The sequence below is a fragment of the Pseudarthrobacter phenanthrenivorans Sphe3 genome (assembly GCF_000189535.1).
In the GTDB taxonomy this organism is placed as follows: Bacteria; Actinomycetota; Actinomycetes; order Actinomycetales; family Micrococcaceae; genus Arthrobacter; species Arthrobacter phenanthrenivorans.
In genome coordinates, this window is record NC_015145.1 from 3663728 (window position 1) to 3686989 (window position 23262).

The 23262-nt window shown below is 59.7% G+C and carries 15 protein-coding genes and 1 pseudogene; 3 read left to right on the top strand and 13 right to left on the bottom strand.

Annotated elements, in window-relative coordinates; genetic code table 11:
• Positions 1–7: 7 nt before the first annotated feature.
• The 11 genes from ASPHE3_RS17050 to ASPHE3_RS17100 all read right to left on the bottom strand — a co-directional run bounded on the left by ASPHE3_RS17050 (position 8) and on the right by ASPHE3_RS17100 (position 11964).
• Positions 8–1114 (bottom strand): Gfo/Idh/MocA family protein, encoded by a 1107-nt coding sequence (locus ASPHE3_RS17050; RefSeq protein WP_013602443.1) that lies wholly within the window; start codon positions 1112–1114, stop codon positions 8–10.
• Positions 1111–2247: a Gfo/Idh/MocA family protein gene (locus tag ASPHE3_RS17055; RefSeq protein ID WP_254362917.1), complete on the bottom strand. Its 1137-nt coding sequence runs from the start codon at positions 2245–2247 to the stop codon at positions 1111–1113. Before ASPHE3_RS17055 ends, ASPHE3_RS17050 begins: the two co-directional genes overlap by 4 nt.
• The gene (locus ASPHE3_RS17060) at positions 2244–3014 is read right to left on the bottom strand and encodes an enoyl-CoA hydratase-related protein (RefSeq protein ID WP_013602445.1); all 771 of its coding nucleotides are present in this window, start codon (positions 3012–3014) and stop codon (positions 2244–2246) included. The genes ASPHE3_RS17055 and ASPHE3_RS17060 overlap by 4 nt, the downstream gene beginning before the upstream one ends.
• Complete coding sequence (locus tag ASPHE3_RS17065) at positions 3011–4159, bottom strand: CaiB/BaiF CoA transferase family protein (RefSeq protein WP_013602446.1); 1149 nt, start codon at positions 4157–4159, stop codon at positions 3011–3013. The genes ASPHE3_RS17060 and ASPHE3_RS17065 overlap by 4 nt, the downstream gene beginning before the upstream one ends.
• 185 nt (positions 4160–4344) lie before the next feature.
• Positions 4345–5658 carry an ABC transporter substrate-binding protein gene (locus ASPHE3_RS17070; RefSeq protein ID WP_013602447.1) on the bottom strand — a complete coding sequence of 438 codons (1314 nt, stop codon included), beginning with the start codon at positions 5656–5658 and terminating at the stop codon, positions 4345–4347.
• 27 nt (positions 5659–5685) lie between these two features.
• The gene (locus tag ASPHE3_RS17075; RefSeq protein ID WP_013602448.1) at positions 5686–6579 is read right to left on the bottom strand and encodes a carbohydrate ABC transporter permease; all 894 of its coding nucleotides are present in this window, start codon (positions 6577–6579) and stop codon (positions 5686–5688) included.
• On the bottom strand, positions 6576–7526 hold the full coding sequence (locus ASPHE3_RS17080; RefSeq protein WP_013602449.1) for a carbohydrate ABC transporter permease: 951 nt from the start codon (positions 7524–7526) through the stop codon (positions 6576–6578). Before ASPHE3_RS17080 ends, ASPHE3_RS17075 begins: the two co-directional genes overlap by 4 nt.
• Positions 7527–7563: 37 nt before the next feature.
• Positions 7564–8454, bottom strand: coding sequence for an NAD(P)-dependent oxidoreductase (locus ASPHE3_RS17085; RefSeq protein WP_322786487.1), 891 nt, complete (start codon positions 8452–8454; stop codon positions 7564–7566).
• 3 nt (positions 8455–8457) lie between these two features.
• Positions 8458–9147 carry an RraA family protein gene (locus ASPHE3_RS17090; protein ID WP_013602451.1) on the bottom strand — a complete coding sequence of 230 codons (690 nt, stop codon included), beginning with the start codon at positions 9145–9147 and terminating at the stop codon, positions 8458–8460.
• A 55-nt stretch (positions 9148–9202) separates the two neighbouring features.
• Positions 9203–10651, bottom strand: a complete 1449-nt coding sequence (locus tag ASPHE3_RS17095; protein ID WP_013602452.1) for an NAD-dependent succinate-semialdehyde dehydrogenase — start codon at positions 10649–10651, stop codon at positions 9203–9205.
• A complete protein-coding gene (locus tag ASPHE3_RS17100) occupies positions 10648–11964 on the bottom strand; it encodes an iron-containing alcohol dehydrogenase (RefSeq protein WP_013602453.1) in 1317 nt (438 codons plus the stop codon). The genes ASPHE3_RS17095 and ASPHE3_RS17100 overlap by 4 nt, the downstream gene beginning before the upstream one ends.
• A gap of 101 nt (positions 11965–12065) precedes the next feature.
• On the opposite strand from ASPHE3_RS17100, the gene ASPHE3_RS17105 reads away from it, so the two are divergent.
• Complete coding sequence (locus ASPHE3_RS17105) at positions 12066–12833, top strand: GntR family transcriptional regulator (protein ID WP_013602454.1); 768 nt, start codon at positions 12066–12068, stop codon at positions 12831–12833.
• A 351-nt stretch (positions 12834–13184) separates the two neighbouring features.
• Here ASPHE3_RS17105 and ASPHE3_RS17110 read toward each other — a convergent pair whose 3' ends face one another.
• Positions 13185–13595, bottom strand: coding sequence for a cupin domain-containing protein (locus ASPHE3_RS17110; protein WP_013602455.1), 411 nt, complete (start codon positions 13593–13595; stop codon positions 13185–13187).
• Positions 13596–13873: 278 nt separating this feature from the next.
• Here ASPHE3_RS17110 and ASPHE3_RS17115 point away from each other — a divergent pair.
• A pseudogene (locus ASPHE3_RS17115) lies at positions 13874–15138 on the top strand (IS110 family RNA-guided transposase).
• 346 nt (positions 15139–15484) lie between these two features.
• Here ASPHE3_RS17115 and metH read toward each other — a convergent pair.
• Entirely contained in the window at positions 15485–19126 is a 3642-nt protein-coding gene (gene metH, locus ASPHE3_RS17120; RefSeq protein WP_041652324.1) for a methionine synthase, read from the bottom strand.
• A gap of 280 nt (positions 19127–19406) precedes the next feature.
• Between metH and ASPHE3_RS17125 the strand changes: the two genes are divergently transcribed.
• Entirely contained in the window at positions 19407–23201 is a 3795-nt protein-coding gene (locus tag ASPHE3_RS17125; RefSeq protein ID WP_148258129.1) for a hypothetical protein, read from the top strand.
• Positions 23202–23262 lie beyond the last annotated feature (61 nt).

Genomic DNA, 23262 nt, shown 5'->3' on the forward strand with positions numbered 1-23262 from the left:
CCGGGCTCTACTGAGTTCTGATGCTTGCTGGCTCGGAGGGAGGCGGCTGGGTGCTCGGGTTGGAGTTTTCAGGCTTGGGGGTAGACCTAACCTGGACAAGTCGTCCGCCGTCCTGAGACGAACGACGCGACAGGTCCAGCACCTCAACTACGTTGCGGGCTTGGGTGCTTGATATGCGAGGCGGACGACCGTAACGAATTGCGTTAAAGAGGTCCTCGTAGATTTCGCCGCCCAGAATTCCGGGCATGGGCAGGTTCTCAATGACTCGTTTCGAGCCGTCTCGAAGATGCACTTCCACATGGTCTCCGCCCCTGCTGACGGCGGTTCCTTTTGTTCCATAGACGGCGAATCGCGGTGGCTGAATACCGCTCCAACGGAAGACCTCAACCCTTCCTGTCGCCTGGGAGGCGAAACGTAGGTCGATGCCGATCCAATCTTCGACGTCATCGCCAGCCGCAGAGTGGGTTTGAGCCGTGACAGCCGTAACCTCGGAGTGCACGAGGGTAAGTAAGTGGTCAACTGGGTGCGGACCGACCACTTGGGCAATTCCACCGCCTTGGTTCTGTTCATGTGCCCATGTCACAATTTCAGCGCCGGCGTGAGGGCGTTGTCTTGACGGCTTGTGATAAAGGCCCTGATGGCTTCGGGCGACGTTCGCCCTCCACACTTCTCCAATCTCACCGGACTTCACTATCTCGTGGATAGCTTCGAAGTCCGCTTCCCATCGCCTTTGGTGGTGAACAAGAAGCACACTGCCGGCCCGTTGCGCGGCTTCGACCATCTCATCGGCAGCAGTGATGGTTAAGGCCAGGGGTTTTTCAACGAGTACATGCTTACCGTTGCGGAGCGCCTCGAGAACCACCGGGTGGTGCATCTTATGGGGAAGGGCAACGACCAGCAGTTCGATGTCAGGTCGGTCAACTGCGTCTCGCCAGTCAGTGGAGGCCACGGCTCCTACATCCTGCGCCACGTCCAGGGCAGAATCAGTATGTTCGGCAACGACCAGGCGCAGGTTGAAGCGTGCTGGATCGCGGAGGTGGGGGAGGTGATAAAACTTTCCACTGTTTCCTGCTCCAATAAGCGCGGCGCAAATTGGCTTGGCTGGCGGGTTCAATTTCTCACACTCCACGCCGGTCCCAGGGCTTCTTCGACGTGGACAGGAGCACCGCCCCGGTCGGCCGAGAGGTAGGCAGCTTCCATGATGCCCATGGTCCGAAGATTGTTCCGTCCGCTGTGGGCGGCAGGCTGGCCGGTCCTGAGTGCATGGGCAAACGCATGCATGCTGCCCCCATAGGACTGGGATGAGTGGGTGTCATTTTCCGAATCCTGGAACTGAAGGTATTCAGGCTCCGACCCGCTGAAATGGGCTGCCCCTATTGCTTCTCCGCTCATGGGGTGGGTGCGGCTTACGGAGGCCGAACCAGTATCTGTGTCAACTCTCAGATCGTTGAGTGGGAGCCGGATGCTCATCCATGACGAAACCATATCCGCCACCATGTCGTCGTCAAATTCTACAGAAAGTGAGGTGAACTGCTCTCCCGGCAGTCCGGAGGAAACGTTGCGGCGGGTGACTGCACGTACAAACGTCGGTGCTCCTGGGGCGAGCCATTGGATACGGTCGATGAGGTGGATGCTGAAAATTGCCATCTCAAGTTTTGACTCATTGGCGCGCCAAACCCCTGGTTGCTGGGGGCGGTTCTGAAAGCTTCTCGCGTCAATATACCGAGGCGTGCCAGCGTCGCGTGATCTCAGTCGCGATGCCAGCCATTGCATTTCGGGAAACCAGCGAAAATTCTGGCTGACCGCGAGTTGCACTCCGGCCGCGTCAGCAGCAGTTACGTATTCCGCCGCCTTCGCTCCCGTCACGGCAAATGGCTTCTCGATGAGCAGGTGTTTGCCACGTTCAAGTGCCGGATAGATTACTTCATCACGGATCGCGGGTGGGGTGAGCAGGACGACGGCGTCCAGTTCTTCGCGCTCCAGCATTTCTGTCGCGCTAACATACCGCCCGGGAATGGAGTACCTGGAAGCAAACTCTTCCAGAACGTCTTCCCGGGGGTCGCATGCTGCAACCACGGCTACGTTGCTAGCCGAAACACTTTTGTATCCCGCGACATGTTGGTGGGCAACCCATCCGGTGCCGACCAACCCCACCCGCAGCGGCGCGTACCTTTCCGCATTTTCGGCCAAGGCGGGAGTCCGGAGGGCCGGATCCGCTGTTTGCGGATTGTCTGAATTGATCATCATGCTCCCTTGAAATTGGCCTTGCGCTTTTCGAGGAAGGATTCCACGCCTTCCCTGAAGTCTGCGCTTCCGTAGACCGACACGTACACGTCCTCGGTGGGCACCATGGAATGCCCATGGTCGATGCGACGTTCGAGTTCCTTGAAGGATCGGATGCTGAGCGGAGCTGTGCGCAGTATCGCGGAGATGCACTCGCCCACTCTTGCCTCAAGCTGGCTGTCCTCGACGGCTGTAACGAACCCGGCGTCCAAGGCCTGCTGAGCAGTCAGCAGTTCCCCCGTCAGCAGCATCTGGCTGGTTCTGCGGCGTCCGAAGCAGGCATGGAGACGCGCGAGGGAAGCGGCAGACAGCGTGTTTCCTAGCGTGTGAGCAATGGGTGAGCCGAAGCGGGCGTCAGGGGTGCAGTAGACTAGGTCGCTGAGTGCTGCGAACACCAGTCCGCCTCCGACGCAGACCCCTTCCACAACTGCAACTACCGGAATGCGGAGATCGAGGAGCGCCGTTTGGACCCGCCGTATATAGGCCTCGTACTCGACGCCCTGTTCTCCGCTGGTCAATGCAGTGAAGTGTCGGATGTCAGTGCCGCCAGCGAAGTTTCCTCCCGCTCCCCTGAGCACGAGCACTCGAACTGCAGGGTCCTCCGCGATCACCTTGCACTGACGTTCGAACTGGTCGTACATGGCGAAGGTGAGGGAGTTTCGCCTGGACGGGTTGGAGAGGGTGAGCGTTACGACCGGCCCGTTCCGCTCAACGATGATTTCTCCGTTCATTTCCCGTCGCCGAACACTTGGTGCTGGTGCTCACCGATCAACGGAGGGTGGAGCCGGGTGCGTGCAGGGGTCCCATAGAACTTGACCGGAAAGCCCAGAGTCTTTACCTCGCCCTCAACTGGATGCGGAATGGTTTGAACCATGTTCCGGTCAATAACGTGCGGGTCATTCAAGACTTGGTCGTAATTCAGGATGGGACCGGCAGGAACGCCGCCCGCAAGCAGTCTTTCCACCCAGTAATCAGTTCCGTGATGGGCGAGAATTTCTTCGATGGTCTTCGCCAGCAAATCCCGGTTGTGCATGCGCTGGGGATTGGTGGCAAAGCGCTCATCGTCAGCCAACTCTGGATGCCCGAGACTCTCGCACAGAAATCCCCACAGCCGCTGGTTGTTGGCACCGATCGTCATCCAGCCGTCGCCGGTCTTGAAGGCCTGGTAGGGCGCGGACATCCTGTGGGCCGATCCTGTCCGGGCTGGAACTTCTCCGCTGGCCCAGTACTCGGTGGCTTCCCAGACCGACAGCGCCACAGCCGATTCGAAGAGGGATGCCTCGAGCTGCTGGCCTTCGCCTGTTTTTAGTTTGTGCACATAGGCTGCAAGAATGCCGTAGAGACAGAAGAGTCCGGATCCTAGGTCTGCCACCGGCACCCCTGCCTTCGCGGGGGCCTCTCCAGGCTGGCCTGTAACGCTCATGACTCCGGACATCCCTTGGGCGATCAGATCATAACCCGGACGGGCTGAGTAGGGGCCCGATTGGCCGAAGCCCGAGATGCTCGCGTAGATCAGACCCGGATTAATTTCCTTGAGGGTCTCGTAGTCAATGCCCAGCCGGGCAGCCACTCCTGGGCGGAAGTTTTCGATGACAACATCGGCGTCCTTGACTAAGGTGCGGAAATCTTTCCGCCCGTCGTCGGAGCGGAGATCAAGAACTACGCTGCGTTTGTTTCGGTTCAGTGCGAAGAAAGCCGGCCCGTCCGTTCCCTTCCCTGACCTGCCCCAGGAGTGACGGGTCTGGTCACCACCTCCTGGTGGTTCCACCTTAATAACGTCCGCCCCAATATCCGCCAGCAGCATCGTACAAAAGGGACCCGCCATGACCTGCGTGAGATCTATGACGCGCATGCCAGCAAGTGCTTGGCGTTCCATCGTTGCCTTTCCTTTTTCTGTTGTGCCGGGGCGGGGAGCTATGTTCCTCCCCGCCCCTTTAGTCGAACAACCCGATGGCTTTCGTCGATAAGGTCCTCGACTGATTGCCGATCGTTTTTCCGCCAGGTAACCCGCACCTCAGGATCGTCTAAAGGTGGGAGCGCTGGCTTCCCTTGGTTGGCCCCTCATCCAAGAAGGCCATTTGCCTCCTCCATAAAGGCCTTCGCGGCCTCCTCAATGGAAACCTGCCCGAAGGCAGCCTGCTGGTAGTGGCGGTTGAGCATGTCCGTGAAAATGCTTGCGTAGCCTTTTAGATAGACGGCGGGAGCGACTCCCTCGTCCACAATCTGCTGATAGAGCTTGAGTTCGGCTTGCTTTGCCGGCGAAGTTTTCGGATCCTGGATCAAAGCGGCGAGGTTCCTCGTCTGAGTGTTGGCACCATTGTCGGAGCCGTACGCCAGTGAAGCCTCGGGATCATTGACGAAGAAGTCAATGAAAGATGCCGCAGTCGCTACGTTGTCGCAGTTTTTGGAAATAGCGAGCCCGGATGCCAGAAGTGCAGTGCCTCCACCGCTGGGCCCTTCCGGCAATGGGTAGGCAGCCAGCTTGTCACCGGGTTTTGCCTTGTCGATGGTCGCCTGCAGAGTGCCGAGTGCATTCGCGGGCCAGAAGATCGTGGACTGGTTTCCCTTTGCAAAGTCGCCTTGCTCAACGGCCTGAGACCTTGTCTCTGCTGCCTGTTCGGCTTTCAGGCTTGCTCCCGAGTTCTTGAGGTCTTCCGAGTACTTCCAGAAGTCGACGACGGTGGATTCGGAGAATCCAAGCTTCCCGTCCTTGAAGAGGTCTTCGCCGTGGCTCCGCACCCAAGCGCTGAACGTGTTGTCGATTCCGCCAAGCAGGGGCGCTTCAGCCTTGCCGGTTTTCTCGGAGATGGACTTCAGCCATTCCGACAAAAACGCCCAGTCGTAGCCCTTCTGCGGAAGTTCGACGCCGGCAGCCTGAGCCCGGGTTTCGTTGACAAGGACGGAACCAAAAGCCATGCCGTAGGGAATCATGTATAGCTTGCCGTCGGCGCCCCGCCCGCTGTCGATCACGCTCGCAGGAATATCAGTCACGTTGATCGCGCCGCTCTCAACGAGGTCGTCAAGGGGTAGCAACGAGCCCCGGTCGGCATACTCCGCCATTGTCGTGTTTTGGACTTGCGGAATGCAAGGCAGGTTTTTTCCCGCTGCTTGCACGCTGATCTTTTGCCAGTAACCGCCGTAATCGGAAGTTGTGCCCTCGACCGTGACCTCGGGGTGGGCTTTCTTGTAGAGGTCGATGACTGCCTGGGTGCGGTCATTACGCGCAGGACCGCCCCACCAAGAGTATTGGATAGTCCCTTCGACGGGACCGTCAGCAGCGGGTGCGGGTGCACTGCCGCCGCCCCCTCCGCAAGCGCTCAGAGCCATAGTCACGACCGCAGCTGCTGCCACCATCGCCAGCCGTTGATTCTTCAAAGTGTTTCTCCTTTAGTGACGGATGAGTTATTTGATGCCGGTTGTTGCGATTCCCTGGGTCAGCAAGCGCTGCGCAGAGAGGTAGAACCCGACCAAGGGCGTGATCGAAAGCGTGGCCATAGCGAACAATGCCCCAACCGAGGACTGGCCGGTTGAATCGATAAACATTACGAGCACTTGGGGGACGGTGTAATTCTCAGGGTCGCTGAGGTAGAGAGTTGGTCCCAAGAAGTCGTTCCAAGTGTTGATGAAGGTGAACATCGCAGTCGTGGCGAGTGCGGGTCCCAGCAGGGGCAGCGTGACGCGCCAGAAGATGCCCCAGTCACCACAGCCGTCCAGCCGGGCGGCCTCGTCCATATCTTTGGGCAGGCCACGGATGAACTGAACCAGCAGGAAGATGAAGAACGCATCGACTGCCAGGAACTTTGGAACGATGAGCGGCAGGTAAGTGTTCAGCCAGCCCAATTCATTGAAGAGGATGTATTGCGGAACAAGCGTGACCTGGTAAGGCAGCAGCAGCGTAGCCATGAGTATTGCGAAGAGGACCTTTTTGAACGGGAACTCAAGGCGGGCAAAAGCGTAGCCGGTCAGGGAACAGGCGAACAGATTGCCCAGGACGCACAGGATCGCGATAGTGAAGGAGTTGAAAAAGAACCTGCCGAAATTAAGTGACGAACTTGGTGTTAACCCGGCGATGTAGTTCTCGAGGGTAAATGTTCCTACGAAGGGCAGGTTCCCTCCGATCTCAGAATTAGGACGAAACGAGGAATCAACCATCCAGATGACGGGGTAGAGCATGATCACCAGAAGACCGATGGTGACGGCATGACGAGCCCAGGCTGCAAGGAGACGGTTTTTGGTGGGCCGCGTCGGAATAATGCTGAACGAGCGCCGCGGTGCCTTTTCGAGTGTTGCGGTCATGATTCCTCCCCGTAATAGACCCAGAAGCGGGAACTCCAGAAGATGAAGCCAGCAATGAGTCCGAGTACCGCCAGCAGGGCCCAGGCCAAGGCGGATGCGTACCCCATCTGGAAGTCAACGAAGCCGCGCTGATAGAGATAGACGGTGTACAGCAGCAGTGAATCTGCAGGCTGCCCCGTTCCTCCGCTGATAACGAATGCCGGGGTGAATGACTGGAAAGAATGCACTATGGTCAGCAAACCGTTGAAGAAGATGACCGGTGTCAGCATGGGGAAGGTGATGCTCCAGAACCGCTGCCAGGCATTGGCGCCGTCGACTCTAGCCGCTTCGTAGTAGGACTGCGGAATCTGGCGCAAGCCAGCTAGGAATATCACCATGGTGCTGCCAAAGGTCCAGGTGGCCAGAACGACCACCGTGCCTAACGCTGTACTCGGGTCACCGACCCAACTGCCATGGTCAATGCCAATGACTTTGAGAACGTCGTTGACGAGGCCTTCTCTGCCAAAAATTTCCAGCCACAGGACGGCGATGGCGACGCTGCCACCCAGTAGCGAGGGGATGTAGAACAAGGAGCGGTAGACGCTAAGGAATCTGATTCCGTGGTTCAGGAAGACCGCGAGGAGCAGCGAAAAAATCAGGATCGCCGGGACGCTCACTACTGAATAAAGCAGCGTGGCCTGGACTGAGTGCAGGAAACGCGTGTCATCCGTGAACATCCGCTCGTAGTTCTTGGTTCCGATCCAATCGGGCGTTCCGATCAGTTCAAAGCGGGTGAAAGATAGGTACAGCGAAGCCAGCATGGGTCCCAGGACGATGAGTATCAGTCCCAAGAACCATGGCGTGAGGAAGCGATAGGCAGAAAAGGCCTGTTTCCTTTTTCTGCGGCGGAGCGCCTTCGCGCGGTCTGGAATTGTCGGATCGGTCTTGGAGGCTTCGTTGACAGCCATCACACCAGTCGGCACCTTTGTTTCATGTGACACGCGCCTACTTTCCCTTCGCTTCGGGGGAAGAATGCTGCTCGACGGCGTCCGGTAAGACCTGCGACAGGACGCCGGCAAGGGGGACCCGCAGTTCAGCGGCTCGAGCGCTTGCAACCACATCCCATAGGTCTTTGCTCCAAGGCCGATTCTTCAAAGGGACCCCGGTTGCGTTGTAAGTACGGACGAGATCGTCAAAAAATCCCCAGTTCTGGCCGACCCACGAGCTTCCTGTGCCGTAGCCCAGAACCTGAAGCACGGTCTTTTCTTCGGCACCATAATGTTCCGCCAAGGAAAGACCCTCATGCAGGGCAGCCAGGGCTGCGAGCATTGCAAGCTGGTTCGCCAGCTTGGTCGCTGCTCCAGCTCCGCTCGGACCCAGGTGCACGGCGTTGGAAGCCAGAGCGTCAAGCACCTTACCGGCCGTTGTCATCACCTGTGGGTCGCCGCCGAGCATCACTGCAAGGTCACCCTGTCTGGCACGGGCGGCGCCGCCGCTTACCGGTGCATCGCTCACCGTTACGCCACGACGCGCCCCCTGCTCCGCCAACCGCCTAGCCGTTTCCGGCAGGATTGTGCTGTGGATCAGCACCACTGATCCTTCGGCCAGACCGTCCAGGAGACCGTTCGCCAGAAGAATCTCTTCCACAGCGCTGTCATCTGGAACTGCAAGACCGACGACGTCGCAGTCGTACAGATCTGCTGCCGCTTCCGCCACCTCTGCGCCGGAGGATGCCAATGCGGCGCTTTTCGCCCCATCGGTGTCCAGCGCGATAACACTAAAGCCCTGTTCGATCAGGCGCTGGGCCATGGGCATTCCTATATCGCCTAAACCCACAAATCCGACTCGCATAAGTTCTCCTTTAAACCGTGCAGAGTTGGCCAAAGCGGCAGACATCCACTACTTGGTGGTGTGATCCAGAGCCCAGCCCAGTTGTTCGTACATCTTCCGGCGGCCCGCCTTGTCGTTTTCGAGCTCCTGGCGGCCGTATTTGGCGACTTCCTCCGCGTGTTCCTGCGGGACGACGATCACACCATCACCGTCACCGACCACGATGTCCCCTGGGTTGACGCGCACGCCGCCGACACTGATGGGCACGTTGTGCGAGTCGTACTCCATTCGGCCTTGCGTCATGGTCTGGTTGACGTACTGCGCGAAGACTGGAACGTTCTGCAGGCGGACTTCGTCCGTGTCACGGCAACCGCCGGCAGTCACGATTCCCTGAGCGCCCTTGGTGTACCAGAACAATGAGTTCCAGGACCCTATTTGGCCCACTCCCAAGTCAGGGCTGTCGAGAACGACGACGTCGCCCGGCTTGATCTCCTCTGCAAAAGGCTCGATGTGGACTTCCTTGTACCAGTAATTTCGTGCCCACTCGGTGTACTCGTCCGGCGACAGCGGGGGTGCTTGTTTGTGGCTGGGCATCGAATGAACGGTCAGTGCCGGTCCTGCCAGTCTTGCTCCCTCAAAGAGGGGACGGATATCGCGGGAGACAGTTCCCTTGCTAAAGAGGCCAATCCAATCCATACCGTCCCGCACATCGGACACTCGCAGGCCCTCAAACAGCTTCTCAATTTCCTTGTATTCCACGGTGTTGCCTTTCCTTATTTGTTGGTTTGTTAGTGGGTTCTGAGAAAACAGGTTCTTACCAGTTCGTCGCGACGTACTTGGCCTCGACGTATTCCAGAAGGCCCTCTCGGGAGCCTTCCCGGCCCAGTCCGCTCTGCTTGATGCCGCCGAATGGTGCCGATGGGTCTGAAACCAGCCCACGATTGAGAGCAATCATCCCGGCCTCCAACTCCCCACACATCCGCAGGCCACGCTCAAGATTCCCCGTGTAGAGGTAGGAAACGAGCCCGTATTGTGTTGCGTTTGCAGCAACAACTGCTTCGGCATCCGTATCGAAGGCGACGATTGAGACCACCGGGCCGAACACTTCCTCCTTCAAGATGTCCGCGTTCTCCGGCACGTTTACCAGGAGGGTAGGGGGGTAAAAGTGTCCCTTCCTGTCAAGCGGCGCCCCGCCCAGCACGCACTCGGCGCCGTGTGTGATCGCGTCCACTACCAGCCCATGGACTTTGGTGACGGCCTCGCTGTTAATCAGGGGCCCGCACTGGGTATCTTCCAAAAACCCGTCAGCAACCTGTACATCCCTGAGCCGGCTGACGAAGCTCTCTACAAACCTGTCGTGCAGGGAGCGATGCACGTAGAAGCGGTTGGCCGCTGTACATGCCTGGCCTCCGTTACGCATCTTGGCGATCATCGCTCCATCGACGGCTTCCTCCAGGTCCGCATCATCCAGAACGATGAACGGTGCGTTGCCGCCTAATTCCATCGCTGTCTTGAGTACTTTTCCTGACGCCCGCGCCAGGAGCATGCGGCCTACTTCTGTGGACCCCGTGAAGGAAAGCAGACGTACGTCATCATCCTCAAGCAGGGAGTTGACCACTGTTCCGGCATTGCTCGTCGGAAGGACGTTCAACACGCCCGGTGGAAGGCCTGCTTCGAGGAGGATTTCCGCGATTTTCAGGGCAGTCAGCGGCGTCTCCGCGGCCGGCTTCAAAATTGCTGTGCAGCCGGCAGCCAATGCAGGACCAATTTTTCTGGTGGCCATTGCCGCTGGAAAATTCCAGGGCGTTACGAGTACGCAGATACCGACGGGTTCGTAGCTTACGAGAACCCGGTTAGTGCCAGTGGGGTTTTCGAATAGCTCCCCTCGCAGGCGTACAGCCTCTTCGGCGTACCAACGGAAGTATTCGGCAGCGTAGCAAACCTCTGCCCGGGCATCCTTGAGGCTCTTGCCGTTTTCGAGCGAGATGAGTCCGGCCAACTCTTCGCGGCGCTCGATTATCCGATGAAAAGCGCTCAGCAGGATGTCGCTCCTAATCCGAGCCGGCGTGGTGCTCCACGCTGCTGCAGCAGCCTTGGCGGCTACGAGTGCCTCTACAGCGTCAGTCTCTGAAGCGTCCGCAACCTCTGCCAAGACTTCCTCATTGGACGGGTTGTAGACCGCAAACGTGTTTCCATCCGTGCTGTCCACCCATTCAGAACCTATAAGCAGTCTCGCTGGAGGGGCGTCAATTGAGGTTGTCATAGCTCTCTTCCTGTTATTCCTGACGCCAAGCTGGCGCTTCCGTCCACTGGTCCACTCATGGCTGCCTGCAGAATGCCCCGCACCCCCATCACCGTCAGAGTCTCCGGATTGTTTTGTACAAGGCGAGTAGCTTTCATCGACTGTTCTGCGACCCAGTCCAGTCGCTCCTCGGGAACGCCGAGGTCCGCCAGGTTGGAAGGGATTCCGATCCCTGCGAGGAATCGCGCCACGGCGTCCGGAGCTTTCGCTGCCAGTTCCGTTTCGGTGACGGCCTCCACACCGAAAATGCGGCTGATGGCCGCCATCTCGGGAACCCGCTGTTTGAGGTTGAACTCCATGACGAAGGGAAGGATTGCCCCCACTCCTACGCCGTGGGGGGTATGCGTCAGCGCCCCAAGTGGATACTGGATGGCATGTGCTGCAGCTGTACCGGCTGTTCCGAAGGCCAACCCAGCCATTAGCGATCCGAGCATCACCCGAGAACGGGCAGGAATATTAGAGGGTTCGATACAGGCGGTCTGAAGCCCAGCCACGATATGCCTAAGACCCGTTAGGGCAAAAGCATCGGTGATCTCCCCCCGCCCTACGAATACACGAGACGCACTTAGGCTAGGGTCACTCGACCTGCGAACCGCGGTGTAGGCCTCGATGCAGTGGGACAGCGCATCAGTGCCTGAGCTAGCAGTGACGGCGGGAGGACAACTAAGGGTTAGTATGGGGTCGCAAATAGCCACATCCGGGATCAGATAGGGACTCGAAATTCCGATCTTGCTCGTTCGCCGCGGGTCCGTAACAACCGCGACTGGCGTCACTTCCGATCCAGTTCCTGACGTTGTAGGGACGGCTATGATAGGAACTACCGGTCCCGGAACACGAAACTCACCGTAGTAGTCTTCAAGCTCTCCTCCATGGGAGAGGAGCAGCGCCGTGACTTTTGCCAGATCGATGCAGCTGCCTCCGCCTATGGCAATGACAACGTCCGCACCGCACTGCCTGGCGGCAGCAACGGCCGCGGCAACACCGTCAACAGGTAGGTCTGGAACAACTTCTGTGAAGGTAACCACCGAGAGCCCGGCTTCCCTGAGGCCTTCGATTAGCTCTTTAAAATGGCTGCCGTCAGCTAAGAAGGGATCCGCACAGACAAACGCCCTCGAGCCGTACCGTCTAGCAACCCGCCCCAGCGCGCCTCGCTGCCCGGTGCCAAAAAGAATCTCCGACGGCGAACGGAGCATCGCGACAAGCCTACTGTCCGGTTCCTCAACTACGTTTTCTTCGGTAAGTCCGGCAGCCTGCGTTGGCACTTCAACCTCCATTGGTCGTAGAATCAAATACGATCTGATCTGAAGCCTACGAGTATGATGAGAAGTGTGTCAACGATTTTCGTGAACGAAAGAATTTCGAACTTAGGAGTGGGATGGAAGGCGTGAGTCATGGGGCCAGAGATGCCGCCGGCAACGGAAAGCCCCTCGCGCGGGAGGTTTACAACGCCCTTTTATCCAAGTTGATCTCACCGGACATCAAGCCGGGTTCAAAGATCACCATCGATACACTCGCACGGGAACTTGCTGTTTCTCCTACTCCCGTACGTGAGGCTCTGGGCCGGCTTGAAGTGAACGGCCTTGTCGTTAGGAGCCACAACGCCGGTTATCGCGTTGCGCCGAAAATGACTCGCAGTCAGTTTGAAAATCTCGTGGAGATACGCCTCGCATTGGAACCGGTCGTAAGCCGTAAAGCCGCGCAATGTATGGGAAGGAAGGAGATTGCAGAGCTGCAAGACCTAGCGGACCAGATGTCCAACAGCGAGATGAGCGACGGACAAACGTACGTCAAGTTCGCCCAGGATGATCACGACTTCCATGATGCAATCGCTGCGGGCAGCGGCAACGAGCTAATCCGCGATGCTCTTGAAAGGCTATACATCCACGTTCGGCTTTTCAGGCTGTCCCATGCCGACAACACTCGCATAGAGGCGCTGAATGAACACCAGGCAATTCTTGACGCCATCCGGCGCGGCGACCCGGAAGAGGCTTCGTACGAAATGCGCAGGCACATCATTCGCTCCGCTGAACGCTACCGCCTTGCCTTTGACGACAGTTCCGAACAGCAGGATCCCTTAGAGCTTCTTTCTGAAAACAAGATCGTATCTGATGTTGGGGTGACCATCGCGGAAAGCACAACATAGCGCGTGCGTCCTTCTCCCGAGCCAACAGCCAGACGAGCTGGGAACAGGAATGCTGACGAGCCGGCCGTGCCAATAGCCCGTAGTGAGCAGACATACTCACCCATATGTTGGAGGCAACGGGAAGGCCTCTGATCGCAAAGGCTGTTCGCGGTAGAACAGCTCGGCCCTTCGGGTCGGTCCCAACTGAGCCCTCGAGTGTCACAGCTGCTTCTGCCGGATGACCGGATGCTACGGCAGCGCAGGGAGCAGTCTCAGCAATCAGCGGCACCCTCGTCCGTAGCACCGCGCAGGCGACGGTGTTTGTGCTGGACGCCATGGCAACCCATGCGCGGCCCAAATCCCCGGTTCTATCTAGGGGAAATCGGTTCTTGCCTCCCGTGCCATCTTGGCCGATCCGAAGTCCGAGTAATCGATGGGACGAGGTTCACCCCAGACGACTAGCACCTTCAGCGGCCCCTTTCCGGTATTGCGTAGATCATGTCGGGTCCCCACCTTGGCCATGACAGCATCACCGGCTGCAAGCGAATAAATCTCGTCGTCGACGGTCATTTGCCCTGTGCCCTCTGTGACAACGTATATTTCCTCCAGAGGGCGGCCGGGCTCGCCATGTGAATGCATGCCCTCAAAGCCACCGGGTGGTAGCTCCCAAATTTGGACCGCTACCGGAAGTTCTGACTGACCGAAGAAAAGCCACTGCATCTGCAGCGGTGAGCCCTCATGAAGGTTGTAGCGAAAGGCGCGTGTTCCTGCTCGTTCAAGCATGCAAGTCTCCTTGATCCATCTTTCAGCACCCCACCGCGACCGCGGTTGTCCATGTCCATTCTTATTTGGCAGCGTACTTTATTCCGCGGCGACCCCCACGTTACCTTTTTCGTAGCCCGTTCCTGTTGCAGGATGAGGGTGTGCTGGCCTGCCGGCCCCGGCATGATTGCCGCCCCCAGTCGTCAATGATCCGGGGGGTGTTGTCACCGGGGTCCGGTAGGTGCCGGAGAGACCGCTAATAGAGGCAGGACAGTTTGGGATCGTCGTGCGTAACGTGGATGCCGGGCTCTGACACCGAGGACAGTCCAGCACAGGTATCAGCTGCTGCGACTGGGAGGTACAGGTGATCGGAAACCACGAAAGCATTGATGTCTTCATCGGCTTGGACGTCGGCAAGGGCGAGCACCACGCCGTTGCCGTGGACCGGGCCGGGAAGAAGCTCTTCGACAAGGCTTTACCCAACGACGAGCTCAGGCTGCGCGAAATACTGGCGTCGCTGGACAAACACGGCAGGATCCTGCTCGTGGTTGACCAGCCCGCGACGATCGGTGCGTTGCCGGTCGCGGTCGCCCAGGCCGCCGGTGTCACCGTCGGATACCTTCCCGGGCTGGCGATGCGCCGGATGGCGGACCTGCACCCCGGCGAAGCGAAAACCGACGCAAGGGACGCGTTCATCATCGCCGCAGCGGCCCGGACCATGCCGCACACACTGCGATCCATCCAGATCGCCGACGAACAACTCGCCGAACTGACCATGCTCTGCGGCTTCGACGACGACCTGGCCAAACAGGCCACCGCGACATCGAACCGGATCCGAGGCCTCCTGACCCAGATCCATCCGGCACTGGAGCGTGTCCTCGGCCCGCGCCTGGACCACCCTGCCGTGTTGGATCTGCTGCGGACCTGGCCGACCCCCGAAGCCCTCCGCCATGCCGGCCGGCGCAGGATCGGAAACCGGCTCAAGAAGCTCGCACCCAGGATGGGTGAACGTCTTGCCGGCGAGATCATCGAGGCCCTGGACCAGCAAACGGTGACAGTGGTCGGAACGAACGCTGCGACCATCGTGCTGCCCCAACTGGCGCGGATGCTCGCCGATATCCGCGAATCGCGGGACACCGTTTTCGCCCAGGTTGAAGCCCTCGTGGAGGCCCACCCTCTTCACCCGGTCCTGACGTCGCTCCCGGCGGTCGGCGTCAGGACCGCAGCACGGATCCTCACCGAGATCGTCGGGAAGGACTTCGCCTCCGCAGGGCACCTGGCTTCCTACGCAGGCCTGGCCCCGGTGACCTGGCGATCAGGGTCTTCCATCCGCGGTGACCACCCATCCCGGAAGGGAAACAAGATTCTCAAAAGAGCCCTGTTCCTCTCCGCCTTCGCGGCCTTGAAGGATCCGCTGTCGAGGGCCTACTACGACCGGAAACGAGCAGAAGGCAAACGCCACAATCAGGCTCTCATCGCCCTCGCCCGCCGCCGCTGCGACACCCTCTACGCCATGCTCAGGGACAGCACCTTCTACGAACCCCGGCTACCCTCAGCCGCTTGACGAAAACCATAGAGGCACCCCCCCGCGGGTCCTGGAGGACATCATATGGTGGTCGCGCGACTAAAAGCGCAGCACTGTCCGAAAAGAGGTCGATTGGCCTGCCTAATAAGAAAGTACACGGCACTCTGTCGTCAGACTGCCCCTCAAAATCTGTGCTGGCGTTGTGGCTTCCAAAGCGCCCTTCGGGCACTGCCCGGTCACTGCCCGGTCACTGCCTGCAAGTCACCCGAAGACCCCTACTCATCAAGGTCCAGAACTCGAGCCTGCTTGTAGGTAGGCAGAGCCCAGCTGCCCTTCCGCGCCCCGGGAGGCGCGCTCCACCCCGCGCACGGCCGCGACACCCAAATCACACCTTGAAGTACTGCGCCTCCGGGTGGTGGAACACGAACGCGTCGGTGGACTGTTCGGGGTGCAGCATCAGCTCGTCGCTCAGAACCACGCCCATCCGCTCGGGCTTCAGCAGCTCCGTCACCTTGCGGCGGTCCTCCATGTCCGGGCACGCGGGGTAGCCGAGCGAGAACCGGGCACCGCGGTAGTCAAGCTTGAAATACCCTGCCGTGTCCTTGGGCTCCTCGGCGGCGAAGCCCAGCTCCTTGCGGATCCGGGCATGCCAGAACTCGGCCAGCGCCTCGGTGAGCTGCATGACCAGGCCGTTGAGCTCGTAGTAGTCGCGGTACTGGTTGGCGGCGAACATCTTGGAGGTGAACTCCTCGATCTTCGAGCCAGCGGTGACCAGCTGCACCGGCAGCACGTCGATCTGCCCGGACTCGCGCGACTTCACGAAGTCGGCCAGGCACAGGTGCCGGTCGCGGCGCTGCCGCGGGAAGTCGAAGCGCAGCCGGTCGGTGCCGATCGGACCGCCTGAACCACCGTCCGGGGCGAGGAGCCCCGGCGTGCCGAGGACGCCGTCGTGATCCTCCCCGTGGTGCAGCACCACCACCTGCTCCCCCTCGGAAACCACCGGGAAGTAGCCGTAGGCGACAGACGCGTCCAGCATGCCCTCGCCGAGGATGCGGTCCAGCCAGTAGCGCAGGCGCGGCCGGCCCTCGCGTTCCACCAGTTCCTCGTAGGAGGCGCCGTCCTCGCCGCGGCCGGGCTTGAGCCCCCACTGCCCCATGAAGGTGGCACGCTCGTCAAGGAAGGCGGCGTACTCGTGGAGCGAGACGCCGCGGACGATGCGCGTGCCCCAGAACGGCGGCGCGGGCACCGGGTTGTCAGTGGCGACGTCGGACCGGCCGGGCATTGCCTCCGGCTCGGTCACCGTGAACTTGGCGCCGCCCTTGTGGATGCGCTTCTTCAAAGGCGGCAGGCCGACGTCGTCCGGCGACTCGCCGCGGGCCACGCGGACCAGCGGCTCCATGAGGGCGAGGCCCTCAAAGGCGTCCTTGGCGTAGCGGACCACGCCGTCGAACTGTTCGGCCAGGTCCTGCTCCACGTAGGCGCGAGTCAGGGCAGCGCCGCCGAGGATCACCGGCCACTTCTTCGCCAGCCCGCGCGACTGCAGCTCGGCGAGGTTCTCCTTCATCACCACGGTGGATTTCACCAGCAGCCCGGACATGCCGATCACGTCCGCGTTGTGTTCCTCGGCCGCGGCCATGATCTCGGCTATGCCCTGCTTGATGCCGATGTTGACCACTTTGTAGCCGTTGTTGGTGAGGATGATGTCCACCAGGTTCTTGCCGATGTCGTGGACGTCGCCGCGCACGGTGGCGATCACCATGGTGCCCTTGCCGGACGAATCCGACTTCTCCATGTGCGGCTCGAGCAGGGCGACGGCGTTCTTCATCACCTCGGCGGACTGCAGCACGAACGGCAGCTGCATCTCGCCGGCGCCGAAGCGCTCGCCCACCACCTTCATGCCTTCGAGCAGGTGGTCGTTGATGATGCCGAGCGGGGTCATGCCCTCGCTGCGGGCCAGGTCCAGGTCCTCTTCGAGGCCCTTGCCTTCGCCGTCGATGATGCGGCGTTCCAGGCGCGCGCCGGTGGGCAGCGCGGCGAGTTCGGCGGCGCGCTGGTCCTTGAGCGCTGCGGTGTCGACGCCGGCGAACATGTCCAGCATGATGGCGAGCGGATCGTAGGTGGTGTTGCCCTCGGCGTCGTATTCGCGGCGGTCCCAGACGAGGTCGAGGGCCACCTTACGCTGCTCCTCCGGCAGGGAGGCGAGCGGCACGATCTTGGCGGCGTCGATGATGCCGCTGGTCAGGCCCGCCTGCACGGCCTCGTGCAGGAACACGGAGTTCAGGACGATGCGCGCGGCCGGGTTCAGGCCGAAGGACACGTTGGAGACGCCGAGCGTGGTGTTGATACCGGGGTACTTGGCGGTGATCTGGCGGATGGCCTCGATGGTTTCGATGCCATCGCGGCGGGTCTCTTCCTGGCCGGTGGCGACGGGGAAGGTCAGGGCGTCCACGATGATGTCCTCAACACGCATGCCCCATTCGCCCACCAGGGCGTCGACGAGGCGGGAGGCGATGGCCACCTTGCCCTCGGTGGTGCGGGCCTGGCCCTGTTCGTCGATGGTCAAAGCGATCACGGCGGTGCCGTGTTCCTTGACGAGCGGCATGATGCGCGCGAAGCGGCTGTCCGGGCCGTCGCCGTCTTCGTAGTTGACGGAGTTGACCACCGGGCGGCCGCCGATGAGTTCCAGGCCGGCCTTCAGGACGGGCGGTTCGGTGGAGTCGATGACGAGCGGGAGGGTGGAGGCCGACGCGAAACGCGAGACGACCTCCTTGATGTCAGCGACGCCGTCGCGCCCTACATAGTCGATGCAGACGTCCAGGAGGTGCGCGCCCACGCGGATCTGCTCGCGGGCGATGTCCACGCAGTCGTCCCAGCGCTCTTCGAGCATGGCCTGGCGGAACGCCTTGGAGCCGTTGGCGTTGGTGCGCTCACCGATGGCGAGGTAGGAGGCGTCCTGGTCGAAGTTCACGTGCTGGTAGAGGGAGGCGACGCCGGCCTCGCGTTCGGTGGGGACGCGGGCTGGGCCGCTGCTGACGGCGTCCGTCTTGCGGGTGCGGAAGGGGGCAAGGCGTTCGACGACGGCGGCCATGTGTTCCGGCGTCGTTCCGCAGCAGCCGCCCACCAGGCCCAGGCCGAATTCGCGGACGAACTGCTCGTGTGCGGTGGCGAGTTCGGTGGGGGTGAGCGGGTAGTGCGCGCCGTTGGCGCCCAGGATGGGCAGGCCCGCGTTGGGCATGCAGGCGATGGCCACGGAGGACTGCTTGGAGAGGTGGCGGAGGTGCTCGCTCATCTCGTCCGGGCCGGTGGCGCAGTTCAGGCCGATGGCGTCGACGCCGAGCGGTTCCAGGGCGGTGAGTGCGGCGCCGATTTCGGAGCCCATGAGCATGGTTCCGGTGGTCTCGACCGTCACCTCCACGAAGATGGGGAGGCGGATGCCGCGGGACACGATGGCCTGCTTGCAGCCGTTGACCGCGGCTTTGGTCTGCAGGAGGTCCTGGCTGGTTTCGATGAGAAAGGCGTCCGCTCCCCCGTCGATGAGGCCCTCTGCCTGAAGGGCGAAGGTCTGCTTGAGGTAGTCATAGCTGGTGTGGCCGAGGCTGGGGAGCTTGGTGCCAGGGCCCATGGAACCGAGAACCCAACGCATGCGTCCGTCTGTTTCTTCGGCTGCCTCGGCGCGTTCGCGGGCGATTTTGGCGCCCTTGAGGGCGAGCTCTGCGATGCGGTCGTCGATGCCGTAGTCGGAGAGGTTGGACCAGTTGGCGCCGAAGGTGTTGGTTTCGACGGCGTCGATGCCCGTGGCGAAGTACGCGTCGTGGATGTCCGCGATGACGTCCGGGCGGGTGTCGTTGAGGATCTCGTTGCAGCCCTCGAGGTTCTGGAAGTCCGTTTCGAGCGACAGGTCCCGGCCCTGCAGCATGGTGCCCATGGCGCCGTCGGCAATGACGACCCGGTGGTTCACTGCGTCCAGAAGCTCCTGCGCACGGGCAGGACGGGGCACGGACTCAATATCAAGCGCAAAACGAGGCATCTAAACAGGTTACGTGTGGCGGCTGCAACGTTGCGCTGTGTGTCCGTGTACTACGGCGGCGAGGGGCTGCGTACGCGCCGCTTATCGGCAGGAGGTGACGAAGGACAAGGGCAATTGCCGCTGACTACGGTCGTGACTAGGGAAGGATTGTTCGGTCGTACCGCCGCTGTAGCGGCTCATGATGTCACGAGGATCCTACTTCAGGGGCATGAAGAATGTCTTTCGAGCCCACAACACCTACGTGCGTGACAGGCAATGACCAGAAACTTATGCTGTCCCAGTGCGAACATTTATGTCCATTACTCGCGATGATTTGCGGCATGCCGCAGGATCAGCTGGCTTTGATACTACTTTTCCCCTTCTCGTTCGCAGGCTCATTGCCGAAACTGCCGCAGATTTGAGGGAATTGGACATGCCGGGCGGTTCCGGCACAGCTGCTGGAGGCTTTGATGGTGTCGTAACGACTGGCCAAGTTAGCTCCTTCGTTCCGCTGGGAACATCCGTTTGGGAGTTATCGGTCGGAGGGGGCCAAACTAAAGCTAACGACGACTATGAAAAGCGCATAGTGGGTCCCGACGGAGTCAGCGCGAAGGACATCACCTACGTCCAGGCGATACTGGTCCCCTGGACGAAAGCCCGTACTTGGCAGAACCAGAGATCGGGGGAAGGACGCTGGAAGAAGGTCATAGCTTATAACCTTGACAGCATCCATGCATGGTTAGAGTTCGCTCCGGCCACCGAAGCTTGGCTTGCCGAACAATTGGGGAAGTCCATGCCAGGGGTCCGCCCTGTCGAAGCATGGTGGGAGGACACTTGGCTACCTTCGACAAGCGTCCCCTTGGACTCGAATGTGGTTTTGGCTGGGAGGAAGTCTGCAGCAAGTAATTTCTTGACGAGGATGTCCGCTGGCGAAGGAATGACGACCTTGGGCGGCGAGCTCAGGACGGAAGAGGCCCAAGCATTCGTGGCTGCCTGTCTTGATTTCGATGCTTCCCCGGAGGCCGTTACCTTACGTGCCCGTACTCTCTTCGTCTCAAACGCGGAAAGCCTGGCGAGGCTGGCAAGACAACCCCAACCACTTATTTTGCTTTTGTCTCATGCGTCCCTAGCAGCAGAGCTACCGCAGAAGCATCCGCATCAGCTTGTAGCAGTAGCACTACCGGGTGTCCAAGGCGATGTAGAAGTTCCTCCGCTAGACGGGGAGGAAGTTGAAGCCCAACTAACGACAGCCACATTGCCTCGCGATAGAGCTCAATCGTTCGGCACGCTTGCGCGCCGCAGCCTTCTGGCGTTGCGAAGAGCGATTGCCCTCAATCCTGTAACCCTAACGCCGACTTGGGCTATGGCTCCTGACATCATTCGACGGCGGTTGTTACTAATTGGTGCTTGGGACGGCAACTCCTCGGAAGATCGCCGCATTGTGGAGCAGTGCCTAGCTCGGCCTTACAGCGATATCCAAGAATCAGCACTTCTTCTGGCGGCGGCACCCGAGATGCCGTTTATTGCCCGCGTCGAAGAAAGCTGGCACGTGCTTTCGCCAGAAGACGCTTGGACGATGGTTGGCGCCGCCCTGACCCGGGACGACATCGATGCGTTCAGAGTTGCTGTTCTGGAAGTGTTTGGTGAGCTGGACCCTTCGCTTGATCTCGATAGTAAAGAGCGATGGAAAGCAGGGCTACTTAATGTGAGGAGGAAATTCTCTGGCACCTTACGTACTGCCCTTGCTCAATCCCTGGCCCTCATTTCTGCCACCGGGGCTGTCATGTCGGCACCTGGGAACTTGAAGGGAACGCAATGGGTCCAAGTGGTCGTATCGAGCCTTTTCCGGCAATGCAACGAGGATGGCTCTTACAGATTATGGGGTTCTCTGAGGGACGTCCTTCCCCTGTTAGCGGAGGCTGCACCGGATGCGTTCTTGCAGGCAATGAGTCAAGGACTTGTTGGGGATGAACCTCTCCACGCCAAAATGTTCCAAGACAATGGCAGAGACGAATTTGGAAACATACAAGATTCGCCTCACACTTCTTTCCTCTGGGCACTTGAAGCTTTGGCGTGGTCGAACGAGTACTTTGACCATGCGACAGAAATCCTAAGCCGCCTAGCTTCGCTTGACCCGGGCGGCGAATGGGCTAACCGACCAAGCGAGAGCCTTGTCGGGATCTTCAACTTTATCTACCCGAACACCTCGGCAAGCTTGGAGGACCGGATGCGGTGCCTTGAACGAATAAAGCAAGAACAACCTGTTGTGGCAAATGAGCTCATGCTCGCCCTAGTTGACCGCGGTTCCTCGTTGCATCTCGTTCATTCCGGTCCTCGGTATAGGGACTGGAAAAAGGCACCCGGGATAACGAATCAGGAGCGAGCTTCTGCCCTGGATACCGTTGCAGGCCTACTCCTTGACAATCTGAACGACGACCCAGAGCGCTATATATCCTTTATCGACAAGCTTGATATCGTCTCAAACTCACACAGGGAACGCTTCGGTCAAAGCCTTGCGGTGTTGGGGCAGAAAATAACCGACAAAGCGAGTCTTGCCAAGGTGTTCGAAGCAATTCGTTCCAAAATTGCCGACCATCGAGAGTATGGCAGTGCAGAATGGACGCTACCTGAGGAGCAGTTGCAATCGCTTTTACAGGCAGCCGAGACAATCCGACCAGTTGAGCCGGTTACGGCCAATGCTTGGTTGTTCGAATCGGACTGGGTGGTTTTGGGTGACAGGTCCACCCATGATGACCCTAAGGCTCATCAGGCCACTTTGGCCCGTATGCGAAACGAAGCGATCGCCCTTATCTTAGACGAAGGAGGTCTCGACGCAGTAGCTACGTTGGCCGCTAAGACTGCCTTCCCACGCAGCGTGGGCACAGCATTGGCTAGTCACACCACTGCTTTGGACAACGAGATGATTGACTGGCTCGGCCTAGGCGCCACACCAAAAGTCGATGTGGCGTTGGCCTACCTAGCACAACGCTTGAGAGCCCAAGAAGGATTGTTGGACGCCCTCCTGACTGCAACCGGTGACCTTCACGTCCAGTCAAAAGTCTTAAATGAACTGGACGATCCGACGCTTGCGTGGGAAAGACTCGATCAATTAAGCGGCGAAGTTCGTGAAAACTACTGGAAGGAGTTCAGATACTGGGGACTCGGGCTTACTTTTGAGCACGTGTTAGCGGTCGCAGCGTCACTCATCGAAGTGGGTAGAAACGCTGCGGCGATTGATTTCCTGATGTTGTATTCCAAGGAAATTGACACGGTTGAGGGGGCTGATGTTGCAGCTAAGGCGGCGGAAGCCCTTCTGGCGGAAGGACTTGATGACCCAGAATTTAAACGTCTTCGCCGATACACGTTCAAGAGTCTCTTCGCACTGCTGGCGAGCCACCGGGACACCGTGGGGCGTCAGCGCGTTGTTCATATCGAATGGCAATTCTTCCCGATACTCGGGTTCGATCCGAAGGTACCCACCCTCCACGCCGCTCTTTCGGAAGATCCGGCTTTTTTTGCTGAGCTCGTTTCGTATACCTACAGGCGAGACGATGCTGACGAAGAAAACGACACCAGGCTGACCGACTTGTCTGAAGATCGGCGACGTGCTCTCGCGCGTCACGCCTTTGATGTACTAAATTCATGGCGCCGTTGCCCCGCGGCGACCACCGAGGGTGTAGATGAGGGAGAGCTTCGTGAGTGGGTCAAGGGGGCACGTGACAATTTAGCATCCGTCGGACGCCTTGGTCCTGGTGATGAACACATTGGTCAAGTGATGGCCTATGCGGCGGCAGATACCGACGGTGTGTTTCCTCCTCGGGCGGTTCGCGCAATCGTTCAGGAGGTAGGAAGTGAGCGCCTTGACGCCGGCTTGAGGAGAGGCCTCTATAACAAGCGAGGAGTCAGCAGCCGCGGCATGATGGACGGCGGAATTCAGGAATGGGAACTCGTGAAATCTTGGCGCGAGAACGCACAGAATAGCACCGAGTGGCCTCGTATAAAGCGAATCTTGGGCGATCTTGCCGAATCTTACGAACGCGACGCGCACATGCTGGACCAAGAAGCGGAGCGACGTCGCCGAGGTTTAGGGGATTGAGTAAAACTATAACTACTGTTCATGCCCGTTTTTTACTTGCTCCCGCGTTAATAACGCGCGC

Bases quoted from the DNA above. Each gene is read 5' to 3' on its own strand.
- ASPHE3_RS17055 (WP_254362917.1), bottom strand. From the start codon at position 2,247: ATGATGATCAATTCAGACAATCCGCAAACAGCGGATCCGGCCCTCCGG.
- ASPHE3_RS17060 (WP_013602445.1), bottom strand. From the start codon at position 3,014: ATGAACGGAGAAATCATCGTTGAGCGGAACGGGCCGGTCGTAACGCTC.
- ASPHE3_RS17065 (WP_013602446.1), bottom strand. From the start codon at position 4,159: ATGGAACGCCAAGCACTTGCTGGCATGCGCGTCATAGATCTCACGCAG.
- ASPHE3_RS17075 (WP_013602448.1), bottom strand. From the start codon at position 6,579: ATGACCGCAACACTCGAAAAGGCACCGCGGCGCTCGTTCAGCATTATT.
- ASPHE3_RS17080 (WP_013602449.1), bottom strand. From the start codon at position 7,526: ATGGCTGTCAACGAAGCCTCCAAGACCGATCCGACAATTCCAGACCGC.
- ASPHE3_RS17085 (WP_322786487.1), bottom strand. From the start codon at position 8,454: ATGTCTGCCGCTTTGGCCAACTCTGCACGGTTTAAAGGAGAACTTATG.
- ASPHE3_RS17095 (WP_013602452.1), bottom strand. From the start codon at position 10,651: ATGACAACCTCAATTGACGCCCCTCCAGCGAGACTGCTTATAGGTTCT.
- ASPHE3_RS17100 (WP_013602453.1), bottom strand. From the start codon at position 11,964: ATGGAGGTTGAAGTGCCAACGCAGGCTGCCGGACTTACCGAAGAAAAC.
- ASPHE3_RS17105 (WP_013602454.1), top strand. From the start codon at position 12,066: ATGGAAGGCGTGAGTCATGGGGCCAGAGATGCCGCCGGCAACGGAAAG.
- ASPHE3_RS17110 (WP_013602455.1), bottom strand. From the start codon at position 13,595: ATGCTTGAACGAGCAGGAACACGCGCCTTTCGCTACAACCTTCATGAG.
- metH (WP_041652324.1), bottom strand. From the start codon at position 19,126: ATGCCTCGTTTTGCGCTTGATATTGAGTCCGTGCCCCGTCCTGCCCGT.